At 48.3% G+C, this 16361-nt stretch carries 13 protein-coding genes and 1 riboswitch; of the genes, 3 read left to right on the top strand and 10 right to left on the bottom strand.

Annotated elements, in window-relative coordinates; genetic code table 11:
- Positions 1 to 986: 986 nt before the first annotated feature.
- The 4 genes from B212_RS0101395 to B212_RS0101380 all read right to left on the bottom strand — a co-directional run bounded on the left by B212_RS0101395 (position 987) and on the right by B212_RS0101380 (position 6376).
- Positions 987 to 2582, bottom strand: coding sequence for an extracellular solute-binding protein (locus B212_RS0101395; RefSeq protein WP_019908470.1), 1596 nt, complete (start codon positions 2580 to 2582; stop codon positions 987 to 989).
- 172 nt (positions 2583 to 2754) lie between these two features.
- Positions 2755 to 3648, bottom strand: coding sequence for a carbohydrate ABC transporter permease (locus B212_RS0101390; protein WP_019908469.1), 894 nt, complete (start codon positions 3646 to 3648; stop codon positions 2755 to 2757).
- Positions 3649 to 3662: 14 nt separating this feature from the next.
- Positions 3663 to 4601, bottom strand: coding sequence for an ABC transporter permease (locus B212_RS0101385; protein WP_084673384.1), 939 nt, complete (start codon positions 4599 to 4601; stop codon positions 3663 to 3665).
- A gap of 377 nt (positions 4602 to 4978) precedes the next feature.
- Positions 4979 to 6376 (bottom strand): MATE family efflux transporter, encoded by a 1398-nt coding sequence (locus B212_RS0101380; RefSeq protein WP_019908467.1) that lies wholly within the window; start codon positions 6374 to 6376, stop codon positions 4979 to 4981.
- 162 nt (positions 6377 to 6538) lie between these two features.
- Between B212_RS0101380 and B212_RS0101375 the strand changes: the two genes are divergently transcribed.
- Both B212_RS0101375 and B212_RS34890 read left to right on the top strand, forming a co-directional pair.
- Positions 6539 to 7525, top strand: coding sequence for a helix-turn-helix transcriptional regulator (locus tag B212_RS0101375; RefSeq protein WP_019908466.1), 987 nt, complete (start codon positions 6539 to 6541; stop codon positions 7523 to 7525).
- Positions 7526 to 7969: 444 nt separating this feature from the next.
- A complete protein-coding gene (locus B212_RS34890) occupies positions 7970 to 8365 on the top strand; it encodes a hypothetical protein (protein WP_198015820.1) in 396 nt (131 codons plus the stop codon).
- 169 nt (positions 8366 to 8534) lie between these two features.
- On the opposite strand, the gene B212_RS0101365 is transcribed toward B212_RS34890, so the two are convergent.
- The 3 genes from B212_RS0101365 to B212_RS30505 all read right to left on the bottom strand — a co-directional run bounded on the left by B212_RS0101365 (position 8535) and on the right by B212_RS30505 (position 11601).
- A complete protein-coding gene (locus B212_RS0101365) occupies positions 8535 to 9095 on the bottom strand; it encodes a cysteine hydrolase family protein (protein ID WP_019908463.1) in 561 nt (186 codons plus the stop codon).
- Between the two features lie 28 nt (positions 9096 to 9123).
- Positions 9124 to 10557, bottom strand: coding sequence for an allantoinase AllB (allB, locus tag B212_RS0101360; protein WP_232231457.1), 1434 nt, complete (start codon positions 10555 to 10557; stop codon positions 9124 to 9126).
- Positions 10558 to 10661: 104 nt separating this feature from the next.
- Positions 10662 to 10765, bottom strand: a riboswitch (purine riboswitch).
- A gap of 416 nt (positions 10766 to 11181) precedes the next feature.
- Complete coding sequence (locus tag B212_RS30505) at positions 11182 to 11601, bottom strand: MerR family transcriptional regulator (RefSeq protein WP_019908461.1); 420 nt, start codon at positions 11599 to 11601, stop codon at positions 11182 to 11184.
- A gap of 166 nt (positions 11602 to 11767) precedes the next feature.
- Between B212_RS30505 and B212_RS0101350 the strand changes: the two genes are divergently transcribed.
- The gene (locus B212_RS0101350) at positions 11768 to 12688 is read left to right on the top strand and encodes an aldo/keto reductase (protein ID WP_019908459.1); all 921 of its coding nucleotides are present in this window, start codon (positions 11768 to 11770) and stop codon (positions 12686 to 12688) included.
- 301 nt (positions 12689 to 12989) lie between these two features.
- On the opposite strand, the gene B212_RS0101340 is transcribed toward B212_RS0101350, so the two are convergent.
- The 3 genes from B212_RS0101340 to B212_RS0101330 are packed head-to-tail and all read right to left on the bottom strand — an operon-like array spanning position 12990 to position 16326.
- Complete coding sequence (locus tag B212_RS0101340) at positions 12990 to 14153, bottom strand: ABC transporter permease (protein WP_019908455.1); 1164 nt, start codon at positions 14151 to 14153, stop codon at positions 12990 to 12992.
- Entirely contained in the window at positions 14101 to 15378 is a 1278-nt protein-coding gene (locus B212_RS30500; protein WP_019908454.1) for an ABC transporter permease, read from the bottom strand. The genes B212_RS0101340 and B212_RS30500 overlap by 53 nt, the downstream gene beginning before the upstream one ends.
- Positions 15379 to 15393: 15 nt before the next feature.
- Positions 15394 to 16326: an ABC transporter ATP-binding protein gene (locus B212_RS0101330; protein ID WP_019908453.1), complete on the bottom strand. Its 933-nt coding sequence runs from the start codon at positions 16324 to 16326 to the stop codon at positions 15394 to 15396.
- Positions 16327 to 16361: the final 35 nt, after the last annotated feature.

Raw genomic sequence — 16361 nt, 5'->3', positions numbered from 1 at the left:
CCCCTCCCCCTTTGTCCCGACAGCGGCAAAGGGGCTTTCCGTTCTTGCTTGATGCCTTAAAAACCACCTTTAGGTGGAAAGTAACGGAGGGGAGGTTTGGATACTTACGGAGCGAACACGTCCGCCTTTATGTTTGGATTTCTACCGCGATCAGCGGTTCCAATCAAAGAAATCCAAACATAACAGCGGCCGGAAGTCCAAACATTCCCTGGAGTTACGGCCAGCACCTAACAGGGCCCTTCCAGGAACAAATTGGACCTAAGACAGTAGGTAGCTCAGAATTCCATTCTATTGCAGCTCTGCAGCAGATGACCCATAGATCATTCCAAAAACTCAATCTACTGCACTCCGTACATTAGAATCTCTTGGAAAAGCTGATTTTAACTCTAATTTCGAAAGTCTATTGCACGAAATACAGCAGAAGGCGATTCGACGCAAAATAATAAGTATTCTATTGCAAGAAGTGCAGTCATGCAAATATTCCATTATGGTTATCCAACATGAAGACTACGGAATTTCAAGTTCAATCTACATAGCACTGCTCACCTGCTTCTTCGCCAGCATTAGTTGGAAAAGGAGATCGAATCCGACTGATTTTCACTCATTTGAAAGAGGAATCATAATTTCCTAAACAACATAAAAAAAAGCGCGTCTCCAAATACTCGGAGACACGCTCTTTCTTTACCCCCTCCCCCTTTGTCCCGACAGCGGCAAAGGGGCTTTTTGTCTTGTCCTGATGAACTTGGAATACCATTAAGGTGAACAGTAACGGAAGGGAAGTTTGGAACTGGAGGAGCGATAGCGTCCGCCTTTGTCTCCAGATGTTATCCGCTATAAGCGGTACAATCCAAAACATCTGGAGACAACAGCGGCCGGAAGTCCAAACATTCCCTGGAGTTACGGCCAGCACCAAACATGACACCCTCCTAGTTCGCCTGGGCTCTAGACAAAGAAGCCCCGGCAACCGCTGCCGGGGCTTCCCTCTATTATTTAATACCTTTTTGCGCAGTATACTCGTTCCACTGCTTCGTCCATTCTGCCTGAATCTTTTCCAGACCGGCCTGTTTGGCCTTCTGCATAAAGGTTTCAAGTCCTTTATCCACATCATCTACCAGTCCGGCTTGGAGTGGATACAGGTACTGCTTCTCTACCTGCTCAAGTGCTGCCTTCTCTGCCTGGTATGAGCTGTAATCCTCTGCAAAGCCCAGGAACAGGTCCGGCTTTTGAATCTTGTCAAGCTCGTCGAAAATTGCTTTTACCCCGTCAAATCCTTTGTCGAACAGCATGAACTCCGGATTTCTCCATGCCCAGCCGTTCATGCCTTCACGGGTGAAGCCATTGGATTGGCTGGTGCCGACCATTTTGTAGTAGCCGTCTTCCACAGTATAGTTCTTGCCTTCAACGCCGTATTCCGTCAGTTGGTTATACCGTTTGTCGAGAACCAGCTTCTGATAGAACGCAAGTGCTCTTTCAGGGTTTTTGCTGCTCTTCGGAATCGCAAAACCATTATGAATCGGATGCACAGGTGTAGCATAACCAGTAGTTTTGCCGAATGGATAATAAGCCAGCTCCCAATCGGGATGTGTAGTGGCGATCTTCATCTTCATGTCGTTATAGCGTGTCGGGTTATCCCCGAACATGCTGGCTGCTTTCCCCGAAGTAATCGGATCTTGCATCGTATCCTTGATGTTCAGCACGTTCTTCGGAATAAATCCTTTGTCCGCCCAGCGTTTCATCGTCTTCAGCTCTTCTTTTTGCTCATCGGAGCCCCAGTAGGAATACACTGTAGTTGGTGTTTCATATTTCACGCCCATACCGTAAGGCAGCGCGCCGACCATTTTGTTCAGCTCCGTATAAATGTAATGGAGGTTGTTGCCGACATCGCTGTTCAGGGACATAGGCATCAAATCCGGCTCGTTCTTGGCAATGCCGTCCATGTAGGCTTCATAGCTGGCCAGGTCGGTTGGTGCTGGAAGATTATATTTCTTGCGCAGATCCTCACGGTATACAAAACCGTTGGTAACGTATTCTTTATACGTTGCAGGAACCGTGTAGATTTTATTGTCTACCTTCACATCCTCCCACATGGATGCAGGAACGAATTTTTGCAGCTCCGGAGCCGCTTTTGGCAACAGATCATCAAGGGCCAGGAACGCGCCGCGTTTAGCATAGGATTGATATTGAGTCCAGTCCGCTGTAAAAATCAGATCAATCGCCTGGCCGGAGGACAGCAGCAGCTTGTATTTCTGGTCCCAATCCGTCCAGCTCGTATAGTTGAACTTCACGGTGGCATTCAGATCCTCTTGAGCCATCTTGTTAATTTCGTCTTGAATTATCGGCAGATCCTTTGGAGCATCTCCAAGCATGTAGAACTGCAGTTCAACCTTCTTCGAGGTGTCAAGTCCGGTATCCGCTTTGGTTGCAGTGTTGCTGCTTGAGTTCTTGGCAGCATTGCCGCTGTTGTCCTTGCCGGCGTTAGCGCTGTTGCCATTGTTGTTGCCGCCGCATCCCGCCAGAAGCGAAAGGGACAGCATTCCTGCCGTAAGCACCACCAGAGATTTTCTGCCTGCTTTCTTTCTCATTATGAACCCTCCTAAAAGTTTTGTAGCATACACTTCCTTGATTCACTTCGCAAAACTCACTGCGGAAGCATAAACTTAAGTTTTGTCGCTTAAGCATACGCTTACAAAATCCACTACTCTATGTTAGCCGAATAACAGAAGCACCGGTAATGGTGCTTTCTGCCATTTGGTTCTAACCTTTCACAGCCCCGATCGTCAGACCTTTTACGAAATAACGCTGAATGAACGGGTACAAGAACAGGATCGGTCCGGTAACGACGATAGCCATCGCCATCTTCGTTGACTCTGTAGGCAAATCGCTGCCCAGGCTGACACCGGTACCGGCGCCCATGTTGGCAATGAAAGCTGCGGAGTTGATAACATTGTACAAATGGAACTGCAACTGATACTTATGCGGATCATTGATGAACAGCGAAGACGAGAACCAGTCGTTCCAGTAAGCCAGGGCAAGAAACAGGCCGACGGTGGCGATGCCGGGCATCGAGAGCTGGAGGACAATCCTCCAATAGATTTTGAAATCACCGGCCCCGTCGATCTTGGCGGATTCGAACAGCTCCTCAGGAACGGCCGAGCGGATGAAATTCTTCATCAGAATAATCAGGAACGGGGTCATTAGCCCCGGAAAAATCAAAGCTCCATACGAATCCGTCAGATGCAGGTATTTGGTGATCATAATGTACCAAGGCACCAGCCCCCCGCCGAACAGGGTTGTGAAGTAGATGTAGAATGAGAAGCTATTGCGGTACTTGAAATCTTTACGGGCCAGCACATATCCGGCCATTGTCATAAAGAACAACCCCAGCGCCGTGCCTACCACCGTTGTGAAAATAGTAACCCCATAAGCGCGCAGCACCTCATCCGGGAAGGTAAATATTGTCTTGTACCCTTCAAACGAGAATTCCGCCGGTATTAGATGATAGCCTTCCTTAATGATTGATTCATTGGAAGACAGGGAGGCCGAGATAATCAGCAGGAACGGAATCAGACAGGCCAGCGAGCCTATAATGATAACCGTGTACGCAAGCGCCTGCAGCAGCTTTGTATAGTTATCGTCCTTGATATGCATACTCTTTTCCCCTCCTAGAACAAAGCGTAGTCGTCATTAATTTTGCGGATAATATAATTGACCGTCATGATTAGAATGAAGCCGAACAGGGACTGATACAGGCCGGCCGCCGTCGCCATTCCGATGTCAAAGGTAACCTTGAGCGAACGGAACACGTACGTGTCCAGAATATCCGTTGTGTTGTAGAGCACACCGTTGTTGCCGATAAGCTGGTAAAAGAGGTCGAACTGCCCCTTCATAATACTTCCGAGCGAGAATAGCAGCAGCACAACAAAGGTTGATTTCAGCATTGGCACTGTGATGTACCAGATCCGCTGGAAAATATGCGCTCCGTCAATCTTCGCCGCTTCATAATATTCATCACTGATTCCCGTAATGGACGCCAGATAGATGACCATGCTGTAGCCGAGATTTTTCCAGAGATAGAACATGATGATCAGAAAGATCCAGATTACCGGTTTGTTGTAGACATCCACCGGGCCGGCGCCAAACTGTGCCAGCAAGGTATTCAAGAAACCGTTATCATAATTGAACATGTTGTACACGATAACGCTCAGAATAACGAAGGATACGAAATACGGCAGGAACATGATGGATTGGGTCAGCTTTTTGAACCATTTCACCCGCAGCTCACTGAGCAGAATCGCACAGACGATAGCGAGTATATTCCCCAGCAGAATAAAGGCCAGGTTGTAGCCGATCGTATTCAAGGTAAGCTTCACCAGCGTGCCGGATTTCCAGAGAAATTCGAAGTTTTTCAATCCCACAAAAGGCGAATCGAACAGTCCGGAATTAAAATCAAATTGGGTAAACGCATAATACACACCGACCATCGGGAAGTACGAGTTTACCAGAAAGAACAATAATGTAGGCAACAGCATCAGGAAAAGAACCCGGTTATGCACCAGCTCATGCAGGAAGCCTTTCTTTTTCTTCTTTAACCCTGACCCCATTTCTGACGGCAACTGCCCCGCTCCCTTAAGGGGAAGCTCTATGGCGAGCGGTGTTCCGGTGTTGCGTTTGCGGTGTCTCAAAGCCTTCACTCTCCTATCTATATAAGTTGCGTTGCGGCGGCACCCGCTTTCCGCCTCCGCTTGGACACTCTGGCTGCGTTCAGCGCTCCGTCCAATGTATGTTTTGAGTATAGAAGACAACCTCGGCCCGTGAACAGTGCAGCTTGAGGGTATTCCTGTATTATGTGGTTAATTGGTCAGTGAACAATTCCAACCTTTGTGCAGTTAATGAATATCAGACAGCAAAAAACCCCGTAAACTCTCCTGTTTCAGGACAGCTCCGGGGCATTGCACACGGGCAGACAGCTTTATATTTTCTAGGATTCCATGAAAAGAGTTCCGCTAAACGGCTCACTCAGCACAGGCTGCTGTGCTTCCGCCTGCTCTTCCACCTTGCGCAGCACCTTCCGCTTCCGCCAGCGCAGCAGCACCAGCAGCCCCCGGGTTGCTTCATCGGCAATCATACAGCAGTAAATACCGGTAAGCCCCCACCCTGCCCCGATGCCCAGCCAGTAGGAGCACCCCACCCCGATGAGCGACATGGAGAAAATGGAGACATACATCGTATAGCGGGTATCGCCGATCGCATTAAGGGAATTGCCCATAGCCATGTTTAGCATTTTGCAGGGCTGCAGCAGCAGATTCAACGCAAGCAGAGATACGCCAATTGAGATAATCGCCTCATCCTTGGTGAAAAAGCCCAGCAGCGTTCTGCCGAACAGGAACAGCAGCAGCACATTCGCGCCCACAATGGCAAGCCCGATATAGAGTGTGCGGTAAGCGCCTCTGTAGACCTCCTTGGTCTTCCCGGCGCCAAAAAGATGCGCAAGCTGAATCTGCCCGGCCATAGCCACGGCATAACCCAGGGTGAAGCAGAAGGACTCCAGCGTATTCAGATACGTGCGGGCAGCCAGCTCTTTAGCACCCAGCATCGCCAGAAAAGAATAAACCACAAGCTGTGAAACCACCCATGAAGAGGAATTGAGTCCCAGCGGCCAACTGATGCGGACAATTTCCCCGAACAGCTTCCGCTTGAAAATCCGGAAATCCCGTAATCTTACCGTATGCTCAAAAGACCGGGTGAACATATACAGCAGAATTCCCACACCCAGCAGTCGGCTGATCATATTGGACAGTGCAATTCCGCCCAAGCCCAGCTCCGGCAGTCCGAACACCCCGAAGATCAGTATATAATTAAGAACGATGTGAATGACATTTACCGCTACTCCAGTATACATGGGCCCCCGCGTATTCCCGGTATTGCGGATCGCTGAACCCAGCGAAACGGTCAGGCCCATCATGAACAAACTCCCGCCCACATAAGTCAGATAGACATGGGCAAGCGGCAGCAGCTCAGAGGAGATATTCAGCATCCGTGCAATAGGGTCGGAGTACAGGAGCAGCAGAATACTGACGCCGACGCCCATCAGGCTGCTGGATGTTACCCCCATAATGGCTATTGTGCGCGCCTCCTCTGTCCGCCCGGAGCCAAGACGCTGGGCAATCAGAATCCCCGCACCACCTGCCAAGGTAGTGAAGAGCGTAATTAACGCGCCGAACAATTGATTAGAAATTCCGACAACCGCAACCGCGTCGTCAGATATCCGGCTGACCATGACCGTATCTACTGTCCCCAGGAGGGTCTGCAGAAAAATCTCGATAAAAATCGGCCAGGCCAGCATCCACAATCCGGCTTTTCCAGCTATCGGCTTCACAAAACCAACCCTTCCTATCTGTTCATCTCTGTAGTATTTGAGCACAAGCTTCCTTGCAAATCCTCTTGTCAGAACTAAATTATAGGTGATATACTCTGGAAAATGTACCACATCCGAAACCTAAACTTTCAATATTCCAACCTTCACTCAGGAGGACGCTCAATGGATGTCCTGGAATTTTCCATCCCGCCCCTGCCGCATTATATTATTAGCGGGCTTAACCAATGCCAGCCTGGTTATCTTCATCTGAACCGCCAGCACCTTCAGGTATTCGATCTGCTGATCGTTCGCCAGGGCTGCCTCTACATCGGCGAAGAAGACCGCCGCTTTGCAGTACGGGCCGGAGAGGCGCTAATCCTGCGCCCGGACTGCCACCACTATGGAACCGAGGGCTGTCATGAGGATACCGCCTATTCCTGGCTGCATTTTCAAACCCTCGGTAGCTGGAGTGTTGACAGCGCGGCTGCGGAACACTCCAGTGAATCATCCGAAGCAGCGCTGAGCGAAACCGGAGAACTCAGTGTATCTGCCGCGCTGAACGTACCCGGCAACACTGATGTCTCCCGCGCGCTCAGCAAACCAGGAGAATCCAGTGTATCTGCCGAGCCGCTTCCCGCAGCCTATTTTGGCATCGGCCCCTTCAGCCTGCGTTTGTCCCAATTCATCACCCTGCTCCAGCCCGCCAGAGTAGACGATCTGCTCCTGCAGTTGGAGCAATTAAAGAGCAACGCCCACCTGACCACCGTCCGCTTCAAGCAGCAGATCCTCTTCCAGGAAATTCTGCAACAGCTTGCAGCTTCTATGAACCAGAACCGTTCCGGCTCCCAGTCCACCGCCTGCGCTGAACAAGCCGCTTCTTTCCTGCGCGCCCATTACCGCGAGGAGATTACCACCGCCAGGCTGGGCGACAGCCTCAACTTCCATCCGGTCTACATCGCCCGCTGCATGAACAGGGAATACGGCTGCTCGCCGATGGAATATTTGCTCCGCTACCGCATCGAGCAGAGCAAGCTGCTGCTGATGCAGACCAGCTTCCCGATTGCGCGGATCGCCGAAGAGGTCGGCTTCAACCAGGCTCCCTACTTCAGCTCCAGCTTCTTGAAGCTGGAAGGCATTTCCCCGCGCCAGTACCGCCAACGTTTTTCTTGACGTCTGCGCACAAATAGGCCATTGCCTGTTATTCCGGGCAATGGCCTGTAAATCCTGCTTGGCCTGAAACCTCACAGCCGCTGCTGTTTTCTTGGCTGGCTTTCCTGAAATCAATCCTGGGCAAGGTCCGTTTTTCATTTTCTCCTTTCCGTTATTCCGCCACATCCGTTGACGGATTTCCGGTAGCCCCTCCCGTTCCCGCACTTCCAGAATCACAGGACATTCATACGGATACTTATTCGGAGTCTGAATGGCCGGCAGCAGCCGATCCTCCAAGGATCTGAGCAGCATTTCGTGTCCGCTATCCTTGGTCAACATCGGCTAGGGTCCTGTGTTCAGAGACTCGGTAAATGGTTCCACCCCACGGAGCGCACTGTGCAAGATTGCAACCTGGGTGAACAATACTGGTTTTTTACAATTTCATACATTTGAGGCGGCCATGATGTGCCTAACAACGGCATTTCTGCCGTTGTTCACGCCGATCCTAGCCAAAACGCGCCTAGCAACGGCATTTCTGCCGTTGTTCCCACCGATCCCAGCTATGGCGCGCCTAACAACGGCATTTCTGCCGTTGTTCCCACCGATCCCAGCCATGGCGCGCCTAACAACGGCATTTCTGCCGTTGTTCCCACCGATTCCGGCCACAGTGCGCCTAACAACGGCATTTCTGCCGTTGTTCACGCCGATCCTAGCCAAAACGCGCCTAGCAACAGCATTTCTGCCGTTATTCTCACCGATCCTAGCCAAAACGCGCCTAGCAACGGCATTTCTGCCGTTGTTTCCGAGTCCCCTCCGACATCGGGCAATTCCCCAATAAATAACTTCGTGCGCCGACATTGATCCAGCGGTACACAGAGTCTTTATAGAACGTTTTACTTTTAACGCTCAGCTTTTGACACTCAGCTTTTAACGTTCAGCTTTTTTCACTCAGCTTTCCAGCAGCAGCCCGGCCTCCGAGCCTCCCTTTTACTTTTCACCACTCGGCTAATGCCCCGAATCTCCTCTTCCATCAGCCTTTCACGACAGTGTTCTTCTCCTTGTACTCCTCAAGGGTTACCACTTGTCCGAAGATTCCGATATCTCGCAGCCCCGAGATATGCATGTCCTCATCCTTCGACGCGCAGCAGTCGCTGATGCACATCACCTTGTACGTGTGGTACATCGCATCGGATGCTGTCGAGCGCACACAGACATTCGTCCATACGCCGGTGACAACGACGGTATCAATTCCTTCTTCACGGAGGAACAGATCCATGTCAGTGTAGCTGAAGGCGCTGTGGCGTCTTTTTTGTACAATATAGTCGCCTTTATCTTCTTGCGGCGTCAGCTCCGCGATGAAATCCGAGCCCCAGCTTCCTTTGATGGCATGAATGGGGCGCACTCTGAAGTCGGCATCGTTCTTGCGGTGCGCCTCCTGCACGAAGATCACCTGGATGTCGTTCTCATGGCTGAATTCGATCAGCTCCTGCAGCGCCGGAACAATCCCTGCACCGTTCGGACAGGTCAGCGCCCCATCCGGGTGAATAAAATCATTTAGCATATCAATAATGACAACAGCATGTTTGCCCATAGGATTCACTTCCCTCTCAGTTCAATAATTAGTATTTCAGCATGCGCGGAAGCTCGCTGATACTCTGACGTTTCACAAATTCACCGTAGCCCGGCTTGCCGACCACTCCCAGCTCATCGTCGTACACCAGCGTACCTCTGACAATGGTTTTATCGACTTTCCCCTTCAGCTTCATGCCGTGGAACGGCGTGTATTTCGGCTTGCAGTGCATTTTATCCTTGTCGACCGTCCATTCCTTCTCCAGATCCACAATCGTAAAGTCGGCATCCGTGCCAATTTCCAGCGCGCCTTTCTTAGGATACAGGCCATAATGAACCGCAGGATTGGTGCACAGCAGCTCTACCAGCCGGGACAGACTGAGCCGGCCCTTGTTGTAGCCTTCACTGATCATGATTGGAACGAGTGTTTCTACCCCCGGAATGCCAGGGAACGAGGTCCAGACATCCATGCCGGGCGCATCCTTTTCCGTGGCTATCTCATATGGAGCATGGTCCGTTGCCATGAAGTCAATCGTTCCATCCACGAGGCCCTGCCAGAGCGCTTCATTATCTTCCGTGCGGCGCAGCGGCGGCGCAATTTTGGCAAACGTGCCAAACTCCGTCATCGCCTCCACCGCGTTCAGGGTCAGATAGTGCGGACAGGATTCCGCAGTCACTTTTACACCCTTAAGCTTCGCTTCCTTGATCAGTTGGTTGCCTGCCGCCGTGCTCATATGAACAATATGCAGACGCGCCCCTGTTTCCTCCGAGAAACTTATGCCGAGCTGAATGGCTGCTTTTTCCGCCAAAATCTTCCGCGCCTCCGCCCAAGCCGGATAATCCATACGCCCTTCCTTCTTCAGCTTCTGGGTATAGTAATCGCAGATTGCATAATTCTCGGCGTGGATTCCGATTGGCATTCCTGTCTCCGCAACCGCGTAGAACGCTTCAAGCATTTCCGGGTCCGTCACACGCGGATAAGAAGGCACGGACGGCGTCATGTAGACTTTAAAAGCAACAACCCCCTCTGCGGCCTGCTCTTTCACGATGTTCAGCACATCATTGCGCACATCTTCGCCGGTAATCCCGCCCCACATGGCGTAATCGACAATCCCTTTGCCCTCCAGCGCATTCAGCTTATTGTGCAGATTCTCCACCGAGCGCACCGATGGGACGCTGCAGCACGGCATGTCAACAATCATCGTTACTCCGCCGGCTGCGGCGCTGCTGGTGCCGGTAACGAAATCTTCCCGGTGCGTAAAGCCCGGATCATTAAAGTGTGTATGTGAGTCAATGACTCCCGGCAGCACCAGCTTGCCTTTGGCATCAATCACCTGCTCGGCCTCCGCTGCAATATCCTTTGCAAATCCAACGATAACGCCCTTATCGACCAAAATATCCGTCAATACCTGTCTGTCGCCTTGCGGAATGTTAGCGTTCTTGATGATCAGTTCATAGCCCATAAATACACACCTCTTCTTCATTATTTGTTCTCCCGATTTCAGCACACAACAAAAAACCCCGGGTCACAAAAGGTATACGACAGAAAGCATTCGCCTGTCCGCCAGATCAGATCAGCGAACAGCAATCCCTATCCTATACCTCTTGTAGCCTGGGGCAATTTACGGTCGCCTGGTCGAAACGCTCAAACCAAATTATTGAGCTTATACAAGAGCTTATCCTGTTAGTCCATCTTATCAGCACGCACTTCAGAATATTGTATGTTACATTATATAACACTAATTCTTAAGCGCTTTGCTTTAATTACCTATATCATAACATCACGATCTCTTTCGTCAATATAGAAAGGTTGTTTGTCAAAGAAAAGTCAAAATATATGTTATATTAACTAACATAACATTTGATTATACTCCTGAATCTTCCCTCTCTTATTTTACTCGCTTCTTCTTATTTTCTGCTGCACCCTTCATCTTTAGGCCCGTACTAACTCAAGCAAAACACGGGATGGGCTGATGCCAGTTCTAGCAAACTCCCTTATTCAATCTGGCTTATGCTTCAATTATGGCTAGAATCATAGATTAGCCTTTCTCTTCCCCTATTTATTATCAACGATAATAATCACACCGTAAATTTTCAAGAATGCTGCATTATCCCTGTCCCCGTTCTGCCAGCGACCTTGCCTGCTTACCTGCACTTTGCTCTTGGGACTCCCTCTCCAATGAAGCGAAATAAGCGATCTTATGCTCAATTTTTTGCGCAAAGCTCTGATAGAATTTAATCTTCTCGTCAATTTGCAGCTTGTGCGCCTGAAGCAGCTTTCGTTGATCCGATAGCGTCTCCACCCCTTCCCGGGATAAAGCGATAAATTGCTTGATTTCCACAATCGGCATTCCGGTGTCCTTCAGGCAGCAGATCAGCGAGATCAGCTCCAGATCCTCGTCATGAAAGCAACGATTGCCATGCTCATCCCGTGCTACGACAGGCAGGACTCCCTCTCTTTCATAATAACGCAGTGTATATTGGCTTAATCCGCTTTTTTGTGCTATTGTTTTGATGCTGTAACCCATATAGCTACCACTCCACTTCCGCCGCTCAGGTCCCGGCATATAGTTGTATCATTAAATTAACACCATTGCGAGTCTATTAAAAGCCTGCCAACAAATCTATTGACTTACACCTAACTCTAAGGTCTACACTTTACACCATACCTTCCATTCAAGGAGTGAAGCATTCATGGTAAAAAGAATTAACGCAGGTAATGGCGCTCTCGAGGTTGCTGAGATTTCACTGGGTTGTATGCGGATTGCGGACTTGTCCCCCAAGGAGGCGGATGTGCATATCCACAGCGCGCTTGAGGCAGGGATCGACTTTTTTGACCACGCAGATATATATGCTGCCGGCAAAGCCGAAGAGGTATTTGGCGACGTTCTGTCCAGCAGCTCCGGCATGCGCGAGCAATTGATGATTCAGACCAAATGCGGCATCCGGCAGGGCTTTTTCGACTTTTCCAAGGAGCATATTGTGAATTCAGTAGAGAATAGCCTGAAACGCCTCAAGACCGACTATGTAGATGTGCTTCTGCTGCATCGTCCCGACACCTTAATGGAGCCGGAAGAAGTTGCTGCGGCCTTTGATTACCTGGAGCAAAAAGGCATGGTCAAGCATTTCGGCGTCAGCAACCTCAACCCGCTGCAAATCGAGCTGCTCAAAAAAAATGTCAAACAAAAGCTGATCTTCAACCAACTGCAGCTTAGCGTAATGGTTACAGGCATGATTGATTCCGGCTTCAACGTCAACATGACCAACTCCGCTTCGGTTGTGCATGATGGAGGCATTCTGGAGTACAGCCGCCTGCATGACATGACCATTCAGCCGTGGTCCCCGTTCCAGTACGGCTTTTTTGAAGGCGTATTCCTGGGCAACGACAAGTTCCCTGAAGTGAATCAAGTAATCGGACGTCTGGCCGGAGAAAAAGGTGTTGCCGATACCGCCATTGCCATCGCCTGGCTCCTTAGACATCCCGCTAAAATGCAGCCGATTGTGGGCACCACCAATACCGCCCGCCTGCTCGATATAGCCAAAGCTTCGGACATTACCCTCTCCAGAGAAGAATGGTATGAAATCTACCGCGCAGCAGGCAACAAGCTTCCGTAAGCAAGCTCGCCGTATGCAAACAGCCCGTAAACCTCCTGCTTGGAAAGCAAGGGTTTGCGGGCTGTTTGAGCTGTTTGTTACCTTCATCAGACATGAAAAGCTCTTGAAATCCCATTAATAATAAGGAAAACGCCGATGACTCTTAATATAACTCTGGACTTTCTGTCATCTTTTCTAAAGATGGCCTGCCCAAGTGTTCCAATAAATACGTTAATCAGAATTCCAACAATCAGTTCCACAAACCCAATTAGCTCCACTATACCCAACCTAATCACTTCCCGATTCATATTTTAATTATCCTTTAGCCCTTCATTGCCTTAAGCTCTCTGTTCATAAATATGAGACCGGCTGCGAAGCCTACAATTCCAATCCCTGCAAACACAACTAGCGGGACCCACTCCGACGTAATTGGCTGACGGTCAAAAATAACGGATGATAAGGATTGGATAGCCCACGATTCGGGAGTGAACTTGGAGATCACCCGCATGAACTTTGGAGCCATTTCCATAGAGAAAAAGGAGCCGCCGACCATCCCGGTTACAGCTATGATTATTGAAGCAGAAGACGTAAACTGTTTCTGGTTTCGCATAAAGGGTATGACAATCATAGTGATACTGGTCAGGGCAAATAAATAGGCAGCGAATAGAACTCCGACCGCAAGCGCGTTGTCTGCGATACTAACCTTAAGCAAATACTTGCCTGCAGCCAAAATGACCAGAACATGAATAGCTCCAAACAGATATGTCGCCGTCATTTTTGCCAGCAGATACTTCTTATAATCAATGGGTGTGCTTAATAATCGGGTAAAGGTATTGTTTTCTCTCTCATCAATTAAGGTTCGCAATCCCTGTATGACAACGAACCAAATGAACATGACTAGAAAACCGATTAACCTCGCTGTAGCATTGTCATGGGTCTTCTCTCCATTACTTAATGTTTGATCATCTATCGTTAGATTCGACGCCTCATTGATGCCTTTAAATACGCTGGTTGTGATTTCTGAGCTGTCTACATTCAGTCCGCTGGAGATGATTTTTGAGTCGTGAATTACTTTTTGGAGTGTGCCTACTTCACTGGTAATCATCTCTTCCAGAATAGTCCCTTCGCCATTTTGATAATTTTGTACAAAGTAAATAGGCAGATCTTCCCCAGATAATAAATGAGTGCTGAACCCCTGATTCACAACCAAACCAAAGGAAATATCCTGATCATCGACCTTTTTTTTGATAGTAGCTTCATCGGAATGCACAATTTTTACCTGGTTGTGTTTCTGGATCATCTCCATGAGTTGATTCGAATACACACTATGGTCCACATCAGCTACATATAAGCTTTCCTGACTGCTCCCCTGTGAGAAGGAAAACAGAAAGGTCAGGATTAAGGGAACCGCGATGGATACAAAAACCGCGATCCTATTTCGAAACATCAGTTTCAACTGGTTTTTTACCATGACTATAAATTGCACTTTTATTCCACCTTTTCCCACTGTATACGATAATGTTAAAGATAATAAATATCAGTCCTATACCTATAAGCTCCAACAAATCCATATACATGCCGTCAAGGCCCACCCCTTGGCATACCTTTAAATAGGAATTTATAGCTTTACCGTTAGGTATGATCTCCTGAATGACGCGCAGGCTGTCCGGCAAACCGCTTTTATTGACAAAGCTCCCGCCCAAAAAGCTGAAAATGTACAGCACAGGAGAAGCCAAGCTGGAAACAGTCACATGGTCTTTCGCAGTAAAGCCCCATAGCAGAATAATGCTGCCAATGGCAAAAGCATAAACAATTGTAATCACAAGGAGGTCAAAAAGGTTCCCCCATTTCATCTGGAACACCACGCGGCTAATAATGATCACAATGATCATTTGAATAACCACCGATAAAATAATCCCAAAAAGCTTGCCCAGCACGTACTGTATATTTAATGTAGGTGTTGATTGGATTCGAAACAGGGTATGGTTCTGCTTCTCGTCCACTATGCTGTGAACCAGCACAAACGCCGTCATAATGGAGAACATAACTACCATAGCGATCGAATAATACTGCATGGCATCTATCGGTATAGCTGATTTATTAGTTGGCACTTCTAGTATTTTAAGGCTGAGCTCCTTATTGCCCGATATTTGGCTCATCACCTTATCCATGCTGTCTTGATGAGCACCGCCTTTACTGCCTATAGTCTGAAGAATCGTCCTTTGTTCAACATTCATTGTCCTGACACTTGCATTGAAGCGATTCAGAATAGTCGCAACGATTTCTTTATCCAAAGGCTTGTCGTTGTCACCGATCAGGACGATATTCGTTTTTTCATTGTTCATTGCAGCTTTAGTGAAGCTTTCCGGTACGTATACAAATACTGCAGCTTGACCGTTTTGGAGTAGCCGCTTGCCCTGCTCATAACTGGAGGCTTCTTTTAAATGAATGATGTTCTCCAGATCCTCTTGTTTAAATACGTTGTCTCTTAAGACGTTCCCCAAGGAAACAAGATGCGCCCCATCAGCAATGCCTTTATCTGAATTATAAAAAGCTACATCAAAGGTCTTGATTTGGGAACTCGAATCACTGAATACCGTACCCAGAATGAGAATTAAAATGGATGGGAACAGAATAAGCTTTAGATAAAATGTTTTATTTTTAGTTAGCAGCCGCAGATCCAACAGAAATAAACGTAATAGCTTTCTCAAAATATCACCCCCTCACTACCCCCTTAAGGCCTTGCCTGTTATCTGCAGAAAAATACTTTCCAGGTTTACTTCCTCATATTTGAAGCTGGTGAGTCTAATTCCTAATTTTTTGATCTCATCTACAATTTCAATCACATTCTTATCATTCGTGGAGACCAGCATACTGATTTGATTCCCCTCTATAGTTACCTTGGAAATACCGGGAATCCCGTTTAGCTGCTCAAGTGCGCCGTCACTCGCTTCGCTGTAATTCACGGTCAACGTGTCACATGCCGCCAGGCTTTGTTTTAATTCTTCTTTTGTTCCCCGCGCGATCAAGGAACCGTGATCAATGATGGCAACATTCTTGCACAAGTACTCCACCTCCTCCATGTAGTGACTTGTATAGATCACCGTCATACCCCTGTCTTGATTTAATTTTTTCACCGTCTCCAGGATATGATTTCGGGATTGAGGATCAATGCCTACTGTAGGTTCATCCAGGATTAATAATTTGGGATCATTCATAAGCGCAACTCCAATATTAACCCGGCGTTTCATCCCTCCCGAGAACTCGGCCACATCCTGATTTTTCTTATCCTGTAATTCAATGATTTCCAATACTTCGTTGGTTCTGTCTTTAAGTCTTTTCCCGGTAAGTCCATATAAGCTTCCGAAGAACTCCAGATTCTCCTTGGCGCTTAAGGCTTGGTACAACGCTAAATCCTGCGGCACAATCCCCATGATTTTTTTAATATCCATAGGTTTCTCCCTAAGGGACTTGTTATCAATGGTTATACTGCCGCTGGTTGGTGTAAGAACTGTGCTGATCATAGATACGGTCGTCGACTTTCCGGCTCCATTAGGACCTAACAAACCAAATATCTCCCCACGCTTCACATGCAACGAAATATCATTAACCACAGTGATATCATTATATTTTTTGGTCAAATTTGTTAATTCAAGCATCGGCAAAGCACTCCTCGCTTATTTCTTGTTTCTGA

Origin of the sequence: Paenibacillus sp. HW567 (assembly GCF_000374185.1) — a bacterium.
GTDB lineage: Bacteria > Bacillota > Bacilli > Paenibacillales > Paenibacillaceae > Paenibacillus_AQ.
The sequence above is the reverse complement of the archived record's forward strand: the minus strand, read 5'-3'. Positions and strand labels throughout refer to the sequence as shown.

Coding starts and splice junctions, on each gene's coding strand:
- B212_RS0101395 (WP_019908470.1), bottom strand. CDS start 2,582: ATGAGAAAGAAAGCAGGCAGAAAATCTCTGGTGGTGCTTACGGCAGGA.
- B212_RS0101390 (WP_019908469.1), bottom strand. CDS start 3,648: ATGCATATCAAGGACGATAACTATACAAAGCTGCTGCAGGCGCTTGCG.
- B212_RS0101385 (WP_084673384.1), bottom strand. CDS start 4,601: ATGGGGTCAGGGTTAAAGAAGAAAAAGAAAGGCTTCCTGCATGAGCTG.
- B212_RS0101375 (WP_019908466.1), top strand. CDS start 6,539: ATGGATGTCCTGGAATTTTCCATCCCGCCCCTGCCGCATTATATTATT.
- B212_RS0101365 (WP_019908463.1), bottom strand. CDS start 9,095: ATGGGCAAACATGCTGTTGTCATTATTGATATGCTAAATGATTTTATT.
- allB (WP_232231457.1), bottom strand. CDS start 10,557: ATGAAGAAGAGGTGTGTATTTATGGGCTATGAACTGATCATCAAGAAC.
- B212_RS30505 (WP_019908461.1), bottom strand. CDS start 11,601: ATGGGTTACAGCATCAAAACAATAGCACAAAAAAGCGGATTAAGCCAA.
- B212_RS0101350 (WP_019908459.1), top strand. CDS start 11,768: ATGGTAAAAAGAATTAACGCAGGTAATGGCGCTCTCGAGGTTGCTGAG.
- B212_RS0101330 (WP_019908453.1), bottom strand. CDS start 16,326: ATGCTTGAATTAACAAATTTGACCAAAAAATATAATGATATCACTGTG.